This is a genomic window from Curtobacterium sp. MCLR17_054 (assembly GCF_003234335.2).
Classification (GTDB): Bacteria; Actinomycetota; Actinomycetes; order Actinomycetales; family Microbacteriaceae; genus Curtobacterium; species Curtobacterium flaccumfaciens.
In genome coordinates this window covers 61,895-81,015 of sequence record NZ_CP126263.1, presented here as the reverse complement: position 1 = coordinate 81,015, position 19,121 = coordinate 61,895, and the positions used below count along the sequence as shown (strand labels likewise).

Sequence of the window (19,121 nt, the reverse complement as noted above, 5' to 3'; positions counted from 1 at the left end):
TGAACGGTCAGTTCAACGAACCATTCGCGCTGTGTACGTTTTGCGCGCCGAACGGTTCGGCGGCACGCGGCACGCGCCTCAGACCATCGCCGCGGACATCACCGCGACCGCGACCCCCATCGCCAAGGTCTCGACCAGCGGCAGCGGACGTGATCGTCGCCGGACACCGTCACGGAGCATGTGGACGGTGAGCACCAGGTACCCGAGGGTCAACCCGCCGAGCACCACCTGCCACGTCACCGCGACCACCCCGAGGTGCTGGTGCATCCCCGCGGCGCCGGCGTCGTGCGCCATGCCGACTCCCGTCGCACCCATCACCAACAGGCCCAGGGCAGCGTGCAGCCGCCCGTACCGGCCGTGCGCCGAGGCCGAGCCGGGCGGCTGAGCCGACCCGCGCCTCCAGGCGGACGTGGACTGCAACCGGTGCACCCCGGCGACCACCACGGCGAGGAACGCGAGCACCAGGAACCACAGGACACCCGGCAGGACCCGGGGTCCGAACGCCCCGTCGACCATCGCCGCCACCATCGCGACCGCGGCGACCACGTCGACCGCACGGCCGGGGCGCCACGCCCCGACCGTGCAGCAGGCCCCGGCCGACGCCGGCACGATGGCCGCGAGCCCGAGCAGATCGGTCACGTCAGTGCCCGTCCCCGTGCCCGTGCCCGTGGTCGTGCTGGTGCTCGGCTGCGTCGTGTGCGGCCTCGACGGCGCCGGAGACGTGGTGCGAGCAGTGCGACCCGGCGGACGCCCCGATCGACGCCGGCACGTTCAGGGCCGGGTTCCGCGGGAAGAACCCGTACGGCTTGAGCGTGAACTTGGCGTAGTCGACGGGCATGACGGGCCAGTCCTCGGGCCGGGGGAAGTGCGTGGGGCCGAAGGTGTGCCACAGCACGATGTCCTCGCCGTCGAGCGGACGGTCACCCTGCACGTACCGGGCGACGCCGTCCCCGCCGGGGTTCTGGTGCACGAAGTCCCCGGCGGCGAAGCGCTCGGCCGGGTCGTACTGCGTCACGTACAGGTGCTTCCGTGCGAACTCGGCGCGGGCGGCCACCGACGACGAGTCGTCCGCGAGCAGCACCGGGGCGTCCTGCGGGTACAGCACGTACCCGGTCGGGCGGTCGAGGTGGTTGCGCTCCTCGGTGTTCGAGATGAACCAGGTCCGGGCCTTCGACGCGTCGGCGAGACGGCCGGAGGTCGACTCGGACGACAGCCGGGTGACCGACTTCGTGAACGCGTTGCCGTGCTCGTTGCCCGGGCCGACCGGGACCCGGACGGCGTCGACCTCGTCCACCGCGTTCGACAGCCCGTCGACCATCATGTCCAGCCGTGCCGAGAACAGGTGCTGGTGGTACGGGGCGCCGAGGCCGGGCGCGACCTCGGAGGCGTACGGGTAGTCCGCACCGGACTCCGTCCGACCCGGGTACGACGAGGTGAAGAGGACACCGGTGAGCTTCGCCTCGCACTCGATCGTGCCGTCGAGGTACAGGTACCAGTAGAACCCGTAGTCGTAGTTGCCGACGGTGGTGAAGAACGAGATCACCAGCCGACGGGAGCGTCGGACCTCCTGCGACCCGGTGTAGATGTCCCCGTGCTTCCACAGCGTGCCGAAGTCCTCCTCGTGCATGCAGATGCCGTTGCGGATGGTCTGCGGGTTGCCGAGCTCGTCGGCCAGGACGGCGTCGAAGTACTTGATCTCGCCGACGCAGTCGCAGCCGAGCTCGAGCGAGTTGGTGAAGCGTCCGAACAGGTACTCGCCGGTGTCGAAGTAGTTCTGCCAGAACCGCACCGGCGACGGGTCACCGTAGGGCACGAGCATCTCGTCGATCGAGGCCCGGTAGACGATCGGCCGCAGCCGCGCACCGTCCTGCCACGACAGCTGCCGGAGCACGAGCCCCTCGCGGGCGTCGAACCCGACCTGGAACCGCCAGTTCGCCCACTCGACGAACTCGCCGTCGACCGAGAACGACGGCCCCTCGGGCTGCGTGATGACGATCGGCTTGAGGTCGAGCGGTTCGCCCTGCACCGCCGGGTCGTCGAAGTTGCCGGACGTGGCGGGCACGGGCATCTCCGCGACGTCCACGATGCGGGTCACCGCGCGGTTGGCGGCGTCGACGTACACGGACAGGCCGTCCACGGGGTGCGCCCAGACGTGGTCGGCGGGGTGGTCCTGGCGGAAGGCGAGCACGCGGAGGATCCGGCGCCCCTCCTCCTCGGGGTAGTCGTAGTACCCGGCGGACAGCGGGACGCACTTCACCTCGTCCGGCGTCAGGCCGCGCTTCGCCAGGGCGGCGACCCAGCGCTCGTCCGCGTTCGCGATCTCGCCGACGGCGTCGAACTCCTCGATGAGGACGGGCAGCTGTCCACGGGACCCGTCGAGCACGTCGGTGGACAGGACGATCCGGTCGGTGATCGAGACGACCCCGTCGGTGGAGCGTCCGGTCGCCATGTCGAAGAGCATCACGCGGGCACGGCGGTCCGGCAGGGGACCGTCGCCGGCCTGCCAGGCCAGGACCTGCTGCTTGTGCGGCTCGTCGAGGCCGACGTAGACGAAGCGCGTGGTGTCGGTCCAGTCCGGCTGCGCCGTGACGACGTCGCGGACCGCGGTGAACTCGTCGGGGCTCAGGTTCGCGAGCGGGTGGGTGGTGGCGGTGACGGGATCGGTGAGGGTCATGCTGGTGGTTCCTTCGGTTCGGTCTGGAGGCGCGGGTCGGGTGGGTCGGTCAGCCGTCGCTGGCGAGACGGTCGAGCATCTGGTCGTAGCGGCGGCGGTCGCGCCGGCGCAGCACCACGGCCTGCAGCACGCCGACGGCGGGCACGACGACGACGAGGCCGGTGAGCACGGTGCTGACGACACCGAAGACGCTCGCTCCGGACCCGTCGACGTCACCGACGAGCGTCGGGAAGTTCGCCCAGATCAGGACGGCCGAGGCGACGAGCCCGACGAACCCCAGGACCGGGGCGATGACGGTGTTCCAGATGCGGCGGTCGGCGCGGTTCCGGCGGAAGTACACGATGACGGCGAGGCTCGTCGCGGCCATCAGGATCGCCACGCCCAGGGTGGCGACCCCGGCGAACCAGCTGAAGACCTGCAGGACCGGGTCGAGGCCGAGGACGGCGAACAGGACCATGAGCACGGCGGCGGTGACGGTCTGCACGACGCTCGAGGTGTGCGGCGACTCGTGCTTGCGGTGCACGGTGCCGAGACGACCGGGCAGGAGCGAGGCGTTCGCCATCGAGTGCTGGTACCGGGTGATGACGTTGTGGAAGGACAGGACGCAGGCGAACATGCTCGTGAGCAGCAGCACGTTCATGACGGCCTCGCCCGCGGTGCCGATGTACTGCGCCGCCGTGGTGAGGATGAGCGCGCCCGGGTCCTTCGCGGCCTCGGCGAGCACGCCGTCCGGACCCCAGGCCATCACGAGTCCCCACGACGCCAGCGTGTAGAACACCCCGATGCCGATGACGGCGGTGTAGGTGGCCCGCGGGATCGTGCGCTCCGGGTCCTTCGCCTCGTCGCGGAAGATCGCGGTGGCCTCGAACCCGATGAACGCCGCGATGGCGAACATGAGGCCGACGCCGGGCGAGCCGGACATGACGTGGGTCGGTTCGAACGGCGCGAGCGAGAGCCCGTCGGCACCACCGCGGAACACGATCGCGGCCACCAGGACGAGCACGATCCCGACCTCGCCGACGAGCAGGACGCCGAGGACCTTGCTCGACAGGTCGATGTGCCGGTAGCCCAGCACCCCGACGAGCGCCATGACGACCAGGGACCACACGTACCAGGGGATGTCCGGCCCACCGAGGCCCGTGACGGTCACCCCGAGCAGGTACCCGATGTAGCCGTGCACGCTGACCTGGATCGTCGTGTAGGTCAGCAGCGCCAGGGTGGCCGCTCCCGCACCGGCCGGACGACCGAGCCCGTGACCCACGAACGTGAAGAAGGCGCCGGGTCGTGGCAGGTGCCGGGTCATCGCCGCCAGTCCCACCGAGAACAGCAGCAGGATCACGGCGGACGCGGCGTAGAGCGACGGGAACCCGACGCCGTTGCCGAGCAGCATGCCGAGCGGGGCGGCACCGCCGACGACGGTGAGCGGGGCGGCGGCCGCGACGACCATGAACACGATCGCGGTGACGCCGAGCGAGCCGCGCATGGTCCGCTGCGGTGCGGGTACGGCTCCGAGTGACGCGGGGTCCTTCGTGATGCTGGACATCGTGGCCTTCCGGTTCGGGTGACTGGGTCGGGGTGGGACCACGGTCCCGCGCTGCCGTTGCGCCCCCGTTCCACGGGTGTGAAACCCGCACGCACCCGAATGGGACGGCCCGGACGAGGCGTCTCATTTGCCCGAGACCACCGCGAAACACGACCGAGACACCGGGGCAACGCAGCGCCCGTACCGTTGCCGCATGACCGCGCTCGACCGTGCCATCGCCGACCCGCCCCGGGTGCCGGGCATCGGCACGCGCTCCCCCGTCGACGGGCTGTCCCGGCGGAGCGTCGGCCCGGTCGACGTGCTCGCGCAGTCGGTGTCCGCGGTCGCACCGTCGGCGGCGGCCACCACGATCCCGGTGCTCGTCGCGACCGTCGCCGGGCAGGGCGCGACGTGGTCCCTGCTCGCCGCGATGACGCTGTCGTTCCTGGTCGGACGCACCGTGAACCAGTTCGTCCGACGCGTGGCGGGCACCGGCTCGCTCTACACCTACGTCTCGCTCGGCCTGGGGCCGGCGGCCGGTGTGGTCGCGGGCGCCGCACTGCTGCTCGGCTACGGGTTCATCGCCATGTTCTCGCTCACCGGCAGCGGCTACTACCTCGACTACCTGCTGTCCCGGTTCGTCCCGACGGCCGGCACCGGCTCCCTGGTCACGGTCGTGGTGATCACCGCCATGGGTGCAGCGGTGTTCGCCGTCATCGCCCTCGGGGTCCGGTTGTCGACGCGCCTCACCCTGCTCGTAGAGACCCTGTCCGTCGCCGTCATCGTCGTGCTGATCGTCGCCCTGGTCGCACGGCTGCAGCCCGTCGACACGTCCGCCCTCGCACTCGGCCCGACCGCACCGGCGCCCTTCGCGGTGGGCACGGCGCTCGCGGTCACCGCCTTCGTCGGGTTCGAGAGCGCGTCGGTGCTCGGCGTGGAGGCCCGGCGCCCGTTCCAGGCGATCCCCCGCGCGATCTCGTGGACCGTCCTGGTCGCGGGCGTGCTCTACGTCGTGAGCGCTGCCGCCCAGCAGACCGGGTTCGCCGCGATCGGCGCCGACCTCGCCACGAGCGCGTCGCCGGTCAACGAGCTCGCCACGGCCTTCGGCATGCAGTGGGTCGGGTGGGCGCTCGACCTGGGGATCGCCGCCTCGTTCGCCGCGTGCGCGATCGCCTCGACGACGGCGCTCGTCCGGGTGCTGTTCGCGATGGGCCGTGAAGGGGTGCTGCCGGCCGCGCTCGGGCGGGCGTCGCCCCGGTTCCGGACACCCTTCGTCGCGGGTGTGCTGGCGTGCTCGGTGCTGACCGCGCTGCCCGTCCTCGGGCTCCTCACCGGCATCCCGACCTGGTCCCTGATGGAGGCCGAACTCGTCGTCGCAGCACTCGGGTACCTGACGGCGTACGCGATGACGTGCTTCGCGGCTCCGGTGTTCCTGCGACGCATCGGCGAGCTGACGACCGGGGTGGCGACCACCGCGGTGACGACCGGTGTCCTGCTCACCGCCGTGCTGCTCACCTACGCCGGGGTCGAGGCCGCATCGCCCCGGTGGCCGGTCGTCGTCCTCGCCGTCGGGGCGGTCACCGCGGTCGTCGTCGCGTTCCTGGTGGCGACCCGTCGGCGACCCTGGCGACGGGGGCGGAGCCGGGCGGTGTACGACGTGCCGGTCGAGGCGGACCTGCTGGGCGCCTCCCGGCCGTCCGCCGGATCCGGCCACGGGACGGGGGTGCGGTGAGCGAACCCGGTCTCCGCGCGCGGCAGCCGAAGGCGATCCAGAACGCCCTCGCGGTGCTCGAGGCGGTCGCGCACGCCGGGCCCGGCGTCACCGCCCAGCAGATCTCGGACGCGCTCGGGATGCCGCGGGCGACCACCTACCGGCTCATCACGCTGCTCGTGGAGGACGAGTACCTGGTGCGGCTGCCGGACCTGCGCGGCTTCGCACTGGGGCACAAGGTCTCGGAGCTCGCCGGCGTCGCCCCGGCCGCTGCCCCGTCGGTCCCACCGCTCCCCCGCGCCGCCCGGTCCGTGCTGTCCGACGTGCGCTCGACGGTCCGCGCCGGGGTGCACCTGGCCCGGTACGACGCCGACGGGATCTGCGACGTCGACGTCGACCCGGACTTCCCGCTCCTCGACGCGACCGCCCTGCGATCGGCACCCGGGTCGAGCGCGATGGGACGGCTGCACGCGGCCGGCGGCGCCTCGGCGTCGCAGGTCGGTGCCTTCGTGCGGGGCTTCGGGTGCCTGGCCCTGCCCGTCCGCGGCGAGCGCGGTGAGCTCGTGGCGGGGCTGACGTTGTCCGCGCCCGCGGCCCGGGTGGAGTCCCCTGGCCAGGCCCTGGTGCACCTGCGAACGGCGGTCGCGCGGCTCGAGCCCCTGCTCGGCTGAGTTCTCGGCGTCCTCCGAGCGATCTCTTGGCACTCACCAGGGTCGAGTGCTAAAACGGTGGCAGTTGAGTCGAGGGGACTCAACGAGAACCACGAAGGAGTTGATTTCGATGACGATGAACTTCGATCCGTTCCGCGAGCTCGACCGACTCGCGGGTTCGCTCCTCGGCACCGCCGCCGGCCCGCGCTCGATGCCGATGGACCTGTACCGCACCGGGGACCACTACGTCCTCGACGTCGACCTGCCCGGCATCGACCCGGGCTCGGTCGACATCGACGTGGACGGTTCCGTCCTGACCATCCGCGCCGAGCGCACCCTCGGCGCACCCGAGGGCTCGCAGTGGCTCACCCGTGAGCGCCAGCCCGGCACGTTCGTCCGGCAGCTGACGCTCGGCGACGGCCTGGACGCCGAGCGCATCACCGCCGGGTACGACAACGGCGTGCTGAGCGTCACGATCCCCGTCAAGGAGTCCGCGAAGCCGCGCAAGATCGCCGTCACCGTCGGTGGCGCGTCCGAGCAGCTCGCGGTCGGTTCCGGCGCCGCGGGTTCCGGCGCCGCCGAGTGAGGAGCTGAGCGATGACGTCCGTCCTGCTGAACGCGGTGGTCGCGGTCCTCGTCGTCTCCGCGGCGCTCGCGCTGACGAGCCTGGACCGGCGCACCGCCGTGCTCCTCGGGGCCGCCGGCAGCCTGACCGGCACGTTCCTGACCTGGGTCGCCGCGCCCCGGCTGTTCGAGCAGTCGCTCCTGGCGCCCTGGGTCGCGGCGGTCCTCGGCACGGCCCTGCTGATCGCGGGGTGGAGCGCGGTCCGCGCCTACTCGGGCATCTTCGAGGCACCACGTGACGAAGAACCCGAGACGGGGGCGCTGATGACCGTGGGCGGGTCCGCCCCGTCGGTGCGGTGACCACCTGACGGACAGGAGGCCCGGTGCACGTCGTGCGCCGGGCCTCCTGTCATCCGTCGGTCGCGTGGGCGACCGTCGGGACTACTCCTTGTTCAGCTTGTCCTGCACCAGGCCGGCCGTCTTCTCGACGACGTTCGGCAGCTCGGTGGTGCCGTAGAGCCGGACGTCGGGGTGCGTGGGCGGGGGCATCGGGACCGAGGTGGTCGGGCCGTCGTGGTACGAGTACTCGCCCTTGCCGTCGAACGAGGGGCCGCTCGCCCACGGGCCGTTCTTCGCCTCGGCACCGTCGGAGAAGTTGAGGTACTGGTAGTTGACCTCCTGGTTCTCCTTCGACTGCGGGAAGTTGCTCGGCACGGGGAAGCCCTCGACGCCCTTCTCGCGCAGCTCGGCGGCGGCGGTCGCCCACATGTTCTGGTGCATGGTGTCGCGGGCGATGAGGAAGGACAGCAGGTCCCGCACGCCGTGGTCGTCGGTCATGTGGTAGAGCCGGGCGGCCTGCACACGACCCTGCATCTCGGCGTTCTCGTTCGCCGTGAAGTCGGCGAGCAGGTTGCCGCTGGCGGTGATGTACGAGCCCTGCCAGGGGTTGCCGTTGCTGTCCACCGGGCGGGCGCCCGCACCGGCGACGATCGCGTGCTGGACGTCGGTGCCGCCGACGATCGCGGCGACCGTGGGGTCGTCCTGCAGCGCGTCCTCGGTGATGCCGAGCGGGGACTTCTCGAGCAGCTGCGCGATCATCGTCGCGAGCATCTCGACGTGGCCCATCTCCTCGGCGCCGATGCCGAACACCATGTCGCGGTACTTGCCGGGGATGTGCATGTTCCACGCCTGGAACTGGTACTGCAGCGCGACGGAGATCTCTCCGTACTGGCCACCGAGCACCTCCTGCAGCTTGCGGGCGTAGATTGCGTCGGGCTTGTCGGGCGTTGCCTTGAACTGGAGTTCCTGCTTGTGGAAGTACAAATCGTGCTCCTTCGTCTCGATCGAGCGATTGCACGGCCGATGGTTCGCCGGGGGCACTGAGCGGCCGTCCAAGGTGGCCGGATCACGCAGAGGGTGTCCCGGATGCGCCGTTCCACGGATCCGGGTCAACCGTCGGCTTCACCCGGCAGGACGAGGCCCTTCGGTCGACCGCCCGATGCCCTCGGCCGTCCGGTTGCGCAGGCTTGGGAGCATGCAGACCTCGACCAAGCACACGATCGCCACCCTGCTGCTCTGCGCGGCGATCGTGGTCGCCACCGTCATCGCACTGATGGCCATGGCCCCGCCCGCGTGACGCCGGTACGGCATGGGAGGATCGCTCTCGTGACCGAACGGGGCAGGTTCCTCCGGCCGCTCGCCACCCGGTCGATCGTCATCGACGTGGCCTGGGCGGCCCTGGCGGCGTTCGTGTTCCTGCTGCCCATCGACCTCGAGCTCGAGCACGCGAGCCTCGCCGCGGTCCTGTCGGCCTCGGTGGCGATCGCCCTGCGTCGCATCTCCCCGTCCGCCGCGATGGCGATGGTCGTCGTCCTCGGGGTGATCCAGGTCGGCGGCGGCGAGCGTCCGTCGCTGGTGGACCTCGCGCTCTTCGTCGTGATCGGCACCGCCGCGGTCGTGGGCACCCGCACCGAGGTCGTCGTCTCCGGCGTGCTCGCGGTCGTCGCCGGGGCGGGGGCCACGGTCTACCTGGCGTCGACCGGCTTCCGGTTCCTCGTGCTCATCAACGGCCCGCGCGACCAGGCCTTCCTGGCGATGGCCGCCCCGGTGACCGCCCTGCTCGGGGTCTGGGCGGGCGGGGTCGCCGTCCGGGCCTTCCGCTCCCGCGACCGCGAGTCGGAGCGCCGTGCCGACGCCGAGGCCGCAGCATCGCGTGCCGAGGCCGTCGCCACCGAGGCCGAGGCCACCGCCACCCGCGCCATCGACGTCGCCGAGTCCGAACGCATCCGCGCCGACATCGCCCGCGACGTGCACGACGTCGTCGGCCACTCGCTCGCCGTGATCATCGCGCAGGCCGACTCGGTGCCGTTCCTCGACGACGAGGCGCGCATCCGAGCGGTCAGCGCCACCATCGCGAGCACCGCCCGGAGCTCCCTGGTCGAGGTCCGACAGGTCCTCGGGCACATCGACGGCTCCGCCGAGGCGACCGGCCCGGGTTCGCTCGAGGAGATCGTGCAGGGCATCCGCGACGCCGGGGTCGACGTCGACCGCACGGTGCGCGGGGTCCCGCTGGCCCTGCGCCCGGACACCGGCACCGCCGCCCGCCGCGTGCTGCAGGAGATGCTCACGAACGCCCTGCGCCACGGCGCCCCCGGCAACCCGGTCGTCGTGCGGGAGACCTGGCGGAACGCCGACCTGGTGCTCGAGGTCGAGAACGTCGCCGGAGACGGCACCACCGCCGGCTCGGGCCGCGGGATCGACGGCATGGACTCGCGCCTCGGCGCCCTCGGTGGGTCGTTCGACGCCGCCGTGCTGGACGACGTGTTCACGGCACGCGCCCGCATCCCGTTCGACGTCCAAGGGGGACCCGTCCGATGACCGATCCGATCAGGATCCTGCTCACCGACGACCAGGCGCTGTTCCGCGCCGGGCTCCGGGTGGTGCTCGACGCCCAGGACGACATGCGTGTGGTCGGCGAGGCCTCCGACGGGGCCGAAGCGCTCGCGCTCATCCCCGAAGTGCGGCCCGACGTGGTGCTGCTCGACATGCGGATGGCCGGCATGGACGGCGTGGAGACCGTCCGGCAGCTCTACTCCGGCGCCGCCCCGGGTCCGCTGCCCCGCGTCGTCGTGCTCACCACCTTCGGGCTCGACCCGGCAGCGGCGACCGCGATCCGGCTCGGCGCCAGCGGGTTCCTGCTCAAGGACACCACGCCGCCGTTCCTGTTCGCCGCGGTGCGGGCCGTGCACGAGGGCAGCTCGGTCATCGCCCCGAACGACCTCGCGCAGCTGTTCGGCACCGACGTGGCGCGGGCCCCGGCACCGCAGCCGCCGGAGTTCGCGACCCTGACCGAGCGGGAGCGCGTCGTGTTCGGGTGGGCGTCCCGCGGCCTGTCGAACGCCGAGATCGCCACCAGGGAGTACGTCACCGAGTCGACGGTGAAGACCCAGATCTCGAGCATCCTCGGCAAGTTGTCACTGCGCGACCGGGTGCAGCTCGTCGTCTACGCACACGACCACGGGCTGGCGGGCACCCGCGAGGACTAGTCCGCGGCGATCCGGTCGAGCCACTCCGCGAGCATCGTCCGCTCGGCTGGCGACAGTCGATCGAGCCGGGGCGCTGCGGCACGGAGCGTGATCGCGGCGCTCGTCACGGCGTTACGCCCCCGGCCCTGACCACCCGGGGCCGCGCCGCCGTCGTCCGTCGTCGGCCCGCTCGGCACGAGGATCCGCCCGAGCACGGCGTCGAGGACGTCATCGGCGAGTGACGGGTCCCGCTCGTCCGCCGGAGCGGCCAGGATCGCGAGCACCGCACCGGTGCCGGCCGCGTGCACGAGCTCGACCGCGCGGTGTTCCGGCACGGCCAGTCGTCCGGATTCGGCCACCCGCCGGATGCGTTCGGCGAGCAGCGCGGTACCGGCGCGGGCGGCTGCCGACCGACGGCCGCGCTCCGGGTCGCTCAACAGCACGAACAGGTCGGGGTTCGCCAGCCCGAAGCCGATCGTCATCGACCACCCGGTGCGCAGGTCCTCGACGGGGTCGGTCGCCTCGTCACGAGCAGCCCGGACGGCATCGGCCTTCATCGCCGAGAACGTCGCCATCGCGTGCTCGGCGACCGCTTCGAGCAGACCGTCCTTGTCGCCGAACAGCCGGTAGATGGTCGGTGCCTGGACGCCTGCGCCGTCCGCGACCGCCCGCGTGGTCACCGCCGCGGCACCGCGTTCGCGCAGCATGGTGCCGGCGACCTCGACGATGCGCGAACGCGTCTCGTCGCGCTGGCTTCCCTGCTCGATCACGGAACAACGATAACGGATCTGTGCTATCACTGTGTTACCGGCGCTACCAGGGCGCTGTTTCCACCGATACGGAGAAGTCATGATCGTCATCACCGGGGCCACCGGAGCCCTCAACGGCGCGACCGCCGACCACCTGCTCGAGCACCTCGCGCCGTCCGACCTGGCGGTGGTGACCCGTGAGCCGGCCCGAGCACAGCGGTTCGCCGACCGCGGCGTCGAGGTCCGCCGCGGCGACTACGCCGAACCGGAGACCCTGCCGGCAGCCTTCGCGGGCGCCGATCAGCTCCTGCTCGTCTCGTCGAGCGACCCAGCCGCCGACGCCGTCGCGCTGCACCGTGCTGCGGTCGCCGCAGCCGTGGACGCCGGCGTCGGCCGGGTCCTGTACACGAGCCACCAGGGCGCCGCGCACGGTTCGCCCTTCGTGCCCGCAGCGCACCACGCCGCCACCGAGGACCTGCTCCGCGACTCCGGGCTGCCGTGGACGAGCCTGCGGAACGGCTTCTACGCGCACAGCGCCGCCTGGATGACGGGACCGTGGCAGGAGACCGGCACGGTGTCCGTCCCCGTCGACGGACCGGTGTCGTGGACCGCCCGCGAGGACGCCGCCGAGGCAGCCGCCGCGATCCTGCTCGCCGATCAGCCGTTCGACGGGCCGGTGACGCTCACCGCTCCGGACGCGCCGACCTTCGCCGACCTGGCTCGGCAGGCGTCCGAGGTGTCCGGTCGGACGATCGGGTTCGAGGCCCTGGGCGAGGACGAGTGGCGTGCCCGTGCCCTGGCCGCGGGGCAGGACCCGCGCATGGTCGCGTTCCTGCTCGGCATGTACCAGGCCGCCGAGCGGGGCCTGTTCGCCGGCACCGACCCGCTGCTCGGCGAACTGCTCGGTCGCGCCCCACGGCCGGTCCGCGACCAGCTCAGCTGAGCGCCGCGACCTCGTCGAGGATCGCCTCGACGGCTGCGGGGTCGTGGGCGAACCGTCCGAGGAACAGCCCGCCGATCCGGCCCTGCCCCCGCGTGAGCAGGCCTGGTCCGGCACTGCCGCCGTAGAGGACGGTGCTGCCGTGCAGCTCGGGCCGGGTGGTGAGGTGCTGCTCGATCCCGGCGAGCACCGCCACGATGTGGTCGTCCGGTGCGGGTGCCGGTGCGCCGATCGCCCAGACCGGTTCGTAGGCGACGGTCAGGGGTCCGGCGAGACCGTCCGCGACGGCGGTCGAGACGGCCCGGTCGAGCTGCGCGGTCACCGCCGCCACGGCCTCCGTCGGATCGGAGGCCCGGTCCGGCTCCCCGACGCAGACCAGCGGACGCAGGTGGTTGCGGAAGGCCGCGTGCACCTTCCCCGCGATCGTCGCGTCGTCCTCGTGGAACAGGGAGCGCCGTTCGGCGTGCCCGATCTCGACCAGGTCGACACCGATCTCCCGCAGTTCGGCGCCGGAGACCTCGCCGGTGAACGCGCCCGCGTCGGCCCACGACAGGTCCTGCGCGGCGAGGAGCACTCCCGACCCGGAGAGCACGTCGCGGACGGGCACGAGCGCCGGGAACGTCGGCGCCACGAACAGCGTCGCCGCTCCCGAGCGCACCGCGGGGTGTCGCCGGGCGATGTCGCCGACCTCGGCCGCCCACGACAGCGTCCGGGCGTGCGAGAAGTACGTCTTCAGCGACACCCCGACGGTGATCACGGGGCGACCGTCTCCACGACGAGGGCGAAGGACAGCGCACCGGGGTCCGCGGTGCCGACGGCCTGGTCGGCGTGGGTGCGCGCCCGGCCCATCTTCGGCACGAGGGACTCCGTGGCGTCCGCGGCTTCGCGGGCGGCACGGACGGCGTCGCCCCAGGCCTCGGCGAGCGCCGCCCCGGCGTCGAGCCGGGTGTGGAGCACCTCGTCGAACGGCACCAGGGCGTCCACCATCGTCTTGTCACCGACGGTGGCGCCGAACGCGAGCACGGCCTCGGTGGCCGCGCGGACCCCCTGCGCGACGGTGGCACCCGACGGACGCGAGTCGTCCCCGACCACGCGACCCAGTGCCTCCAGGGCGGCACCCCAGATCGCACCGGACGTGCCGCCGGCCTTGTCGGACCAGGCGTCCGCGGCGACCAGCAGGACGGTGCCGGCACCGGCACCGCGGGTGACCGCGTCGGCGGCTGCGACGTCGGCGGCGTGCGATCCGCGCTGCATCCCGATGCCGTGGTCACCGTCACCGGCCACGGCGTCGATGCGCCCGAGTTCGTCGGCGTGCTCGTCGAGGACGGCGCGGACCGCGGCGAACCCGGCGGCGACCTGCTCGGCGACCGCGCGGGACTCGTCGGTCGCCGGGCTGATGCCGACGCCCTCGGCGTCCGCCGCCACGGTGGACGGGTCGACTCGCTGTTCGGCGACCGCACCGCCCTTGCGGTAGGCGGGGGTGTCCGCGGGTGCTGCCCAGAGTTCCTCGAGCTCGTCGTCGAGCCAGAACAGCGTCAGGGAGACCCCGGCCATGTCGAAGCTCGTGACGAGTTCGCCGACCTCGGGCTCCACGATGACGACGCCGGCGTCCGCCAGGCGCCGCTGCACCGAGCGGTAGACGACGAAGAGCTCCTCGTACTTGACCGAGCCCAGGCCGTTCAGGATCGGGACCACCCGCTGGCCCTCGAGCGTCACGCCGTCGGGCAGTTCGTCGAGCAGCCGGGACACCAGCAGCTCGGCCAGACCGTCGGCCGACGGCACGTCCGTCTCGTCGATGCCACGCTCGCCGTGGATGCCCATGCCGACCGCCATCCGGCCCTCGGGCACCGTGAACAGGGGTTCCTCGGCGCCCGGCAGCGAGCACCCGGAGAACGCGACGCCGAAGCTGCGCGTCCGGTCGTTCGCCCGTTCGGCGACGGCGGTGACCGTGTCGAGGTCGTCCCCGCGCTCGGCAGCGGCGCCGGCGACCTTGAAGACGCAGAGGTCACCCGCGATGCCGCGGCGCTTCGCGCGCTCGTCGGCCGGGGCGCTCGTCACGTCGTCGGTGACGCGGACCGTCCGGACCGGGATGCCGTCGGCCTCGAGCGTGCGCGCCGCGGCGTCGAAGTTCAGGACGTCACCGGCGTAGTTGCCGTAGCTGAGCAGCACACCGCCACCGTGCTCCGCTGCCTTCGCGACCCCGGTGACCTGCTGGGCGCTGGGGCTGGCGAACAGGTTGCCCATCGCGGCACCGGCGGCCAGGCCGTGTCCGACCAGCCCGCCGAACGCGGGGTAGTGGCCCGAGCCCCCGCCGATCACGACCGCGACCGTGCCGTCGGGGCTCGTGGTGGAGCGGGCGACCCCGCCGTGCACCCCGCGCACCCACCGCTCGTTCGCGGCGACGAAGCCGTCGGTCGCCTCGTCGGCGAAGTCCGCCGGGTCGTTGAACAGTCTGGTCATCGCTTGCTGCCCTTCGGGTCGGTGGTGCGGACGTGCGAGGTGTCGAGCAGTTCGTCGGCCTTGGCCCCGCGGAAGAACTTGGTGCAGAAGATCATCACCGCGGCGACGAACGCCAGGACGCCGAGCGAGACGATGCCGAACGCACCGCTGTCGGTGGGCACCACCTCGTTGATCGCGGTGCGCATGATCGGGGCGACGAACCCGCCGAGGTTGCCGAGCGAGTTGATCAGGCCGATGCCCGCTGCGGCTGCGGCACCGGTCAGGAACGCCGTCGGGTACGCCCAGGTGATCGGGCCGACGGCCAGGAAGCTCGCCACGGCCAGGGTGATGAACAGGATGCCGAGCACGGGCTGCCCGTTCGCACCCGCCCACGCCGAGCCGAGGATCGACAGGCCGGTCGTGATGTAGAACAGGGTGCCCCAGCGACGACGGCGTCCGACGGAGTCCGCACGCGACCCGATCAGGTAGCAGGCGACGAGTCCGACGAGCCACGGGATCGCGGACACCAGACCGACCTGCCAGCCGACGTCCTGCCCGAGCAGCGAGGACACCTGCTGCGGCAGGTAGAACGTCGTGCCGTACACGGCGACCTGCAGGCAGAAGTAGATGATCGTGAAGTACCAGACGCGCCCGCTCGCCATCGCGCGCCAGATGCCCTTCGGGCCGTCCTCGCTGCGGGCGGTGTCCTCGCGCTCCATGGCCGCGGTGAGCGACGCCTTCTCGCCCGGTTCGAGCCACTTCGCCTGCTGCGGACTGTTCGTCAGGAACACCAGGGCCGCGATGCCCGCCAGCACCGCGAGGATCCCCTCGCCGGCGAACATCACCTGCCAGCCGTGGAACGGCGTGACCTGGTCACCGACGCTGATGAGGCCGCCGGACAGCGGGGCGCCGATCATCTGCGAGAACGGCTGCGCCAGGTAGAAGATCGCGAACATGCGCACGCGCACCTTGTTCGGGAACCACTCGGACAGGTACATGATCACGCCCGGGAACAACCCGGCCTCGGTCACGCCCAGGATGAACCGCAGGATGATGAACATCGTGTCGTTCGTCGTGAAGGCGAACAGTGCGGCGACGATGCCCCACGTGACGGCGATCCGGGCGAGCCAGAAGCGCGCACCGAACCGCTTGAGCAGCAGGTTCGACGGGATCTCGAAGATCGCGTAGCCGATGAAGAAGATGCCGGCGCCCAGGGCGAAGGCGGCGTCGGAGATGCCACGGTCGACGCGCAGGGCCTCTTCGGCGAAGCCGACGTTCGTGCGGTCGAGGAACGCGACGAAGTACAGGATGACGAGCATCGGCATGAGGTGCTTCGTCGCCTTGCCGATGGCGGACTTGAGGCCGGGGTCGTTCGTCGACCCGAGCGCGGGGGCAGGGGGTAGTGACACGGGTTCGCTCCTTTGCGAGCACGGTGCGGTCGTTCTGGCGTCCGGCGGTCGGTTCGGTCGTCCGGACGGGAGGCACGGATCGCGTCGCCCGGTCGGCGCGCGTTCCGTGGGCGGCTGGCCCTAGTGCATGTACAGGCCACCGTCGACGTTGAGCGTCTGGCCCGTGACGAACCCGGCGTCCTCGCTGATCAGGTACGCGACGGCCGCGGCGATGTCCCGCGGTGTGCCGATGCGCGGCAGCACGCCGTCGGCGGCCATCTCGGCCTTCCGCTCCTCGGACAGGGTGCCGCCCATGATGTCGGTGTCGATCGGACCCGGGGCGATCGCGTTGACCGTGACGCCGCGCGGGCCGAGCTCGCGTGCCAGACCACGGGTCAGGCCGATCACGCCGGCCTTCGCCACCGTGTACGGGGTCTTGCTGAAGGTGCCGCCGCCGCGCTGGGCGGAGACCGACGACAGGTTCACGATGCGCCCGTAGCCGGACCGCACCATCGACTCCGCCGCCCGCAGGCTGGCGAAGTGCACACCGTCGAGGTTGATCGACAGCACCCGGTGCCACTCCCCCTCGGGCAGGTCGAGGTAGGCGTGCGCGGAGGAGACCCCGGCCAGGTTCACCAGCGCGGTGATCGGCCGGAGTTCGGCCTCGATCGTGTCGAAGGCCGCACGGACGGCGGACTCGTCGGCGACGTTCGCACCGACACCGACGGCCCGCACGCCGTGCTGTTCGCGGATCTCGGCGGCGACCTGCTCGCTCGCCGTCTGGTCGAGGTCGATGATCCCGACGTCCCACCCGGCCTCGGCCAGGTGGTGGGCGGTGGCGCGGCCGATGCCCCGCGGTGAGGCGGCCCCGGTGAGGACGACGGTGCGGTCCCGGTGCTGGCCGGCTGACTGGTTCTGGTCGCTCATGGTGTCCCTCCCGCCTCAGTGGATCGGTGCCGGGCCGAGCTCGTCGAGGAGCTTCTGCATCGCGACGTACGCCTTGTTCCGGTAGGCGACGAGCTCGGGCGTGCGGTCGGCCGGCACCTCGAGGTACCCGGCGCCCGACTTCGTGCCGAGCTCACCGGCGTCGACGTGCTGCTGCAGCGACGGCGGGGTGGCGAAGCGCTCGGGCCAGCGGGTCTGCAGCGACTCGAAGCAGAACGCGTAGACGTCGAGCCCGGCCATGTCGGCGATCGCGAACGGGCCGAAGAACGGCAGGCGGAACCCGAACGTGGTCCGCACGATGGTGTCGATGTCGTCGGGGCTCGCGATGCCCTCGTCGGCGATCTTCGTGGCCTCCTCGAACAGCGCGTACTGCAGGCGGTTCAGGACGAACCCCGTGGAGTCCTTCACCCGCGCGGACTGCTTGCCGGTTGCGGCGACGACGGTCTCGCCGACCTCGATCGCGTGCTCGTTCGTGGTCGGGTGCGGGATGAGCTCGACGCCGGGGATGAACGGTGCCGGGTTCGAGAAGTGCACGCCGAGGAACCGCTCCGGGCCCACGACCGCCTCGGCCAGCGACTCGATCAGGATCGTCGACGTGTTCGAGCCGATCACGGCGTCGGGGCGGGCGGCCTCGCTGATGCGGCGGAGCGTCGCGTGCTTGATCTCGAGCTTCTCGGGCACGGCCTCCTCGATGAAGTCCGCGTCGGCGACGGCGGCCTCGATCGACTCGGCAGCGCTCAGGTGTGCGCGGACCCGTTCGACGGCGTCCTCGGGGAACAGCCCGTCGGCGACGAACTGTGCGGTCTCGCCGAGCAGTCGCTCCAGGTTCTGCTGGGCGATCTCGGCCGAGACGTCGGCGATCCGGACGGTGTGGCCGGCGAGGGCGAGGACCTGGGCGATCCCGCCGCCCATGTAGCCGGACCCGACGACGGCGATGTCGAGGGTGCTCATCGGATTGCTCCTTCAGTGCTGGTTGCTGCGGTCGGGGTCGCCGTCGCGTCGAGCTTCGTCGTCGCGAGGACGGATCGGATGTACTGCTGGTTGGTGGCGCAGACGCCGAGGCTGTCGCCGCCGTACTGCTCGGTCATGACGATCCCGCGGAACCCGTCGGCGACGGCGTCGCGCAGGACCTGGCGGTAGTTGATGAGGCCCGTCTCCATCGTGCTCGGCGCGCTCGTCGCCCAGCTGCCGTCGCCGGCCTCGTCACGCGTGTAGTTCTTCACGTGCAGGTAGTTCGTGTACGGCATGGTCTTCGCGAAGAGCTCCCGCCAGTCCTCGACCGGACGGTGCAGGCGGATGAGGTTCGCGACGTCCGCGTTCAAGCCCACGTTGTCGAGCCCGATCTCCTCGACCAGGCGGACCGCGCTGTCGGCGGTGCCGAGGTACGTGTCCTCGTAGAGCTCGAGCGCCATCGGCAGCCCGACGCTCGCAGCGTGCTCGCCGAGCTCCCGCAGTCGCTTGACCGCGGCGTTCCAGACCTCGGGGTCGTCGGGGTCCTTCGGGCCCGGTGCCGTCCAGAACCACAGCGCGCGCTTCTGGGCGTCGGTGAACGGCTGGTGCAGCCCGGTCGAGAAGACCTGCATGCCCCACTCGGCCGCCGCGTCGATGGTGCGGTGGGCGTAGGCGAGGTTCTCCTCCTCGTGCCCGGGCTGGATGACGCTCTTGCGCTGCAGGTGCACCGACGGGATGCCGATGCCGTGCGCCTTCGCGACGGCGAACAGCTCGTCACGGCGCGAGGCTTCGAGGTCAGCGGGCCGGATGTGGCTGTCAGCGAGTTCGGCCAGCGAGAAGCCGACGTCCTCGATCTGCCCGAACACCTCGTCCCACACCTCGGCGGGGGCGTCGTGGAAGGCCGTCCCGTCGCGGGTGACCTGCGCGAAGCCGTGCAGGCAGGCGGCGATCGGCCAGGTCTTCGACGTCCAGGTGGTGGGGTCCCAATCCTGGTCGACCCAGTCCTGTGGAGTGGTCACGGAATGCTCCCTTGCATGTCGTGGTGGTTCAGCGGTGAACCTCTT

The 19,121-nt window shown here is 71.9% G+C and carries 18 protein-coding genes; 7 read left to right on the top strand and 11 right to left on the bottom strand.

Annotated features, from left to right (window positions below):
- Nucleotides 1-78 precede the first annotated feature (78 nt).
- The 3 genes from DEJ08_RS00350 to DEJ08_RS00340 are packed head-to-tail and all read right to left on the bottom strand — an operon-like array spanning nucleotide 79 to nucleotide 4,217.
- Entirely contained in the window at nucleotides 79-639 is a 561-nt protein-coding gene (locus DEJ08_RS00350; RefSeq protein WP_111053584.1) for a hypothetical protein, read from the bottom strand.
- A gap of 1 nt (nucleotide 640) precedes the next feature.
- Nucleotides 641-2,674 (bottom strand): primary-amine oxidase, encoded by a 2,034-nt coding sequence (locus DEJ08_RS00345; protein ID WP_111053585.1) that lies wholly within the window; start codon nucleotides 2,672-2,674, stop codon nucleotides 641-643.
- 49 nt (nucleotides 2,675-2,723) lie between these two features.
- Complete coding sequence (locus DEJ08_RS00340) at nucleotides 2,724-4,217, bottom strand: APC family permease (protein WP_111053586.1); 1,494 nt, start codon at nucleotides 4,215-4,217, stop codon at nucleotides 2,724-2,726.
- 193 nt (nucleotides 4,218-4,410) lie between these two features.
- Here DEJ08_RS00340 and DEJ08_RS00335 point away from each other — a divergent pair, with 193 nt between their 5' ends.
- The 4 genes from DEJ08_RS00335 (at nucleotide 4,411) to DEJ08_RS00320 (ending at nucleotide 7,481) form a co-directional block, all read left to right on the top strand.
- Nucleotides 4,411-5,928 carry an APC family permease gene (locus DEJ08_RS00335; RefSeq protein ID WP_111053587.1) on the top strand — a complete coding sequence of 506 codons (1,518 nt, stop codon included), beginning with the start codon at nucleotides 4,411-4,413 and terminating at the stop codon, nucleotides 5,926-5,928.
- Nucleotides 5,925-6,578: a helix-turn-helix domain-containing protein gene (locus tag DEJ08_RS00330; RefSeq protein WP_258366969.1), complete on the top strand. Its 654-nt coding sequence runs from the start codon at nucleotides 5,925-5,927 to the stop codon at nucleotides 6,576-6,578. Before DEJ08_RS00335 ends, DEJ08_RS00330 begins: the two co-directional genes overlap by 4 nt.
- Nucleotides 6,579-6,687: 109 nt before the next feature.
- Entirely contained in the window at nucleotides 6,688-7,143 is a 456-nt protein-coding gene (locus DEJ08_RS00325; protein ID WP_071248766.1) for an Hsp20/alpha crystallin family protein, read from the top strand.
- 11 nt (nucleotides 7,144-7,154) lie between these two features.
- Complete coding sequence (locus DEJ08_RS00320; RefSeq protein WP_111053588.1) at nucleotides 7,155-7,481, top strand: hypothetical protein; 327 nt, start codon at nucleotides 7,155-7,157, stop codon at nucleotides 7,479-7,481.
- 81 nt (nucleotides 7,482-7,562) lie between these two features.
- Here the strand turns inward: DEJ08_RS00320 and DEJ08_RS00315 are convergent, their stop codons facing one another.
- Nucleotides 7,563-8,444, bottom strand: a complete 882-nt coding sequence (locus DEJ08_RS00315) for a manganese catalase (protein ID WP_071404423.1) — start codon at nucleotides 8,442-8,444, stop codon at nucleotides 7,563-7,565.
- A gap of 342 nt (nucleotides 8,445-8,786) precedes the next feature.
- Between DEJ08_RS00315 and DEJ08_RS00310 the strand changes: the two genes are divergently transcribed.
- Nucleotides 8,787-9,998 (top strand): sensor histidine kinase, encoded by a 1,212-nt coding sequence (locus DEJ08_RS00310; protein WP_253183688.1) that lies wholly within the window; start codon nucleotides 8,787-8,789, stop codon nucleotides 9,996-9,998.
- Nucleotides 9,995-10,666 carry a response regulator gene (locus DEJ08_RS00305; RefSeq protein WP_111053590.1) on the top strand — a complete coding sequence of 224 codons (672 nt, stop codon included), beginning with the start codon at nucleotides 9,995-9,997 and terminating at the stop codon, nucleotides 10,664-10,666. Before DEJ08_RS00310 ends, DEJ08_RS00305 begins: the two co-directional genes overlap by 4 nt.
- Here the strand turns inward: DEJ08_RS00305 and DEJ08_RS00300 are convergent.
- A complete protein-coding gene (locus DEJ08_RS00300; protein WP_258366970.1) occupies nucleotides 10,663-11,415 on the bottom strand; it encodes a TetR/AcrR family transcriptional regulator in 753 nt (250 codons plus the stop codon). The genes DEJ08_RS00305 and DEJ08_RS00300 overlap by 4 nt on opposite strands.
- A 79-nt stretch (nucleotides 11,416-11,494) precedes the next feature.
- Here DEJ08_RS00300 and DEJ08_RS00295 point away from each other — a divergent pair, with 79 nt between their 5' ends.
- Entirely contained in the window at nucleotides 11,495-12,337 is an 843-nt protein-coding gene (locus tag DEJ08_RS00295; RefSeq protein ID WP_111053592.1) for an NmrA family NAD(P)-binding protein, read from the top strand.
- Here the strand turns inward: DEJ08_RS00295 and DEJ08_RS00290 are convergent.
- From DEJ08_RS00290 to DEJ08_RS00265, 6 genes are all read right to left on the bottom strand, one after another.
- Nucleotides 12,330-13,091, bottom strand: coding sequence for a triose-phosphate isomerase family protein (locus tag DEJ08_RS00290; RefSeq protein WP_111053593.1), 762 nt, complete (start codon nucleotides 13,089-13,091; stop codon nucleotides 12,330-12,332). The genes DEJ08_RS00295 and DEJ08_RS00290 overlap by 8 nt on opposite strands.
- Complete coding sequence (locus tag DEJ08_RS00285) at nucleotides 13,088-14,794, bottom strand: dihydroxyacetone kinase family protein (RefSeq protein ID WP_111053594.1); 1,707 nt, start codon at nucleotides 14,792-14,794, stop codon at nucleotides 13,088-13,090. The genes DEJ08_RS00290 and DEJ08_RS00285 overlap by 4 nt, the downstream gene beginning before the upstream one ends.
- Nucleotides 14,791-16,182, bottom strand: coding sequence for an MFS transporter (locus tag DEJ08_RS00280; protein ID WP_111053595.1), 1,392 nt, complete (start codon nucleotides 16,180-16,182; stop codon nucleotides 14,791-14,793). The genes DEJ08_RS00285 and DEJ08_RS00280 overlap by 4 nt, the downstream gene beginning before the upstream one ends.
- A gap of 120 nt (nucleotides 16,183-16,302) precedes the next feature.
- Nucleotides 16,303-17,088: an SDR family NAD(P)-dependent oxidoreductase gene (locus tag DEJ08_RS00275; RefSeq protein WP_111053596.1), complete on the bottom strand. Its 786-nt coding sequence runs from the start codon at nucleotides 17,086-17,088 to the stop codon at nucleotides 16,303-16,305.
- A gap of 15 nt (nucleotides 17,089-17,103) precedes the next feature.
- Complete coding sequence (locus DEJ08_RS00270) at nucleotides 17,104-18,057, bottom strand: 3-hydroxyacyl-CoA dehydrogenase family protein (protein ID WP_056072625.1); 954 nt, start codon at nucleotides 18,055-18,057, stop codon at nucleotides 17,104-17,106.
- Nucleotides 18,054-19,076 carry a sugar phosphate isomerase/epimerase family protein gene (locus DEJ08_RS00265; RefSeq protein ID WP_111053597.1) on the bottom strand — a complete coding sequence of 341 codons (1,023 nt, stop codon included), beginning with the start codon at nucleotides 19,074-19,076 and terminating at the stop codon, nucleotides 18,054-18,056. The genes DEJ08_RS00270 and DEJ08_RS00265 overlap by 4 nt, the downstream gene beginning before the upstream one ends.
- Nucleotides 19,077-19,121 lie beyond the last annotated feature (45 nt).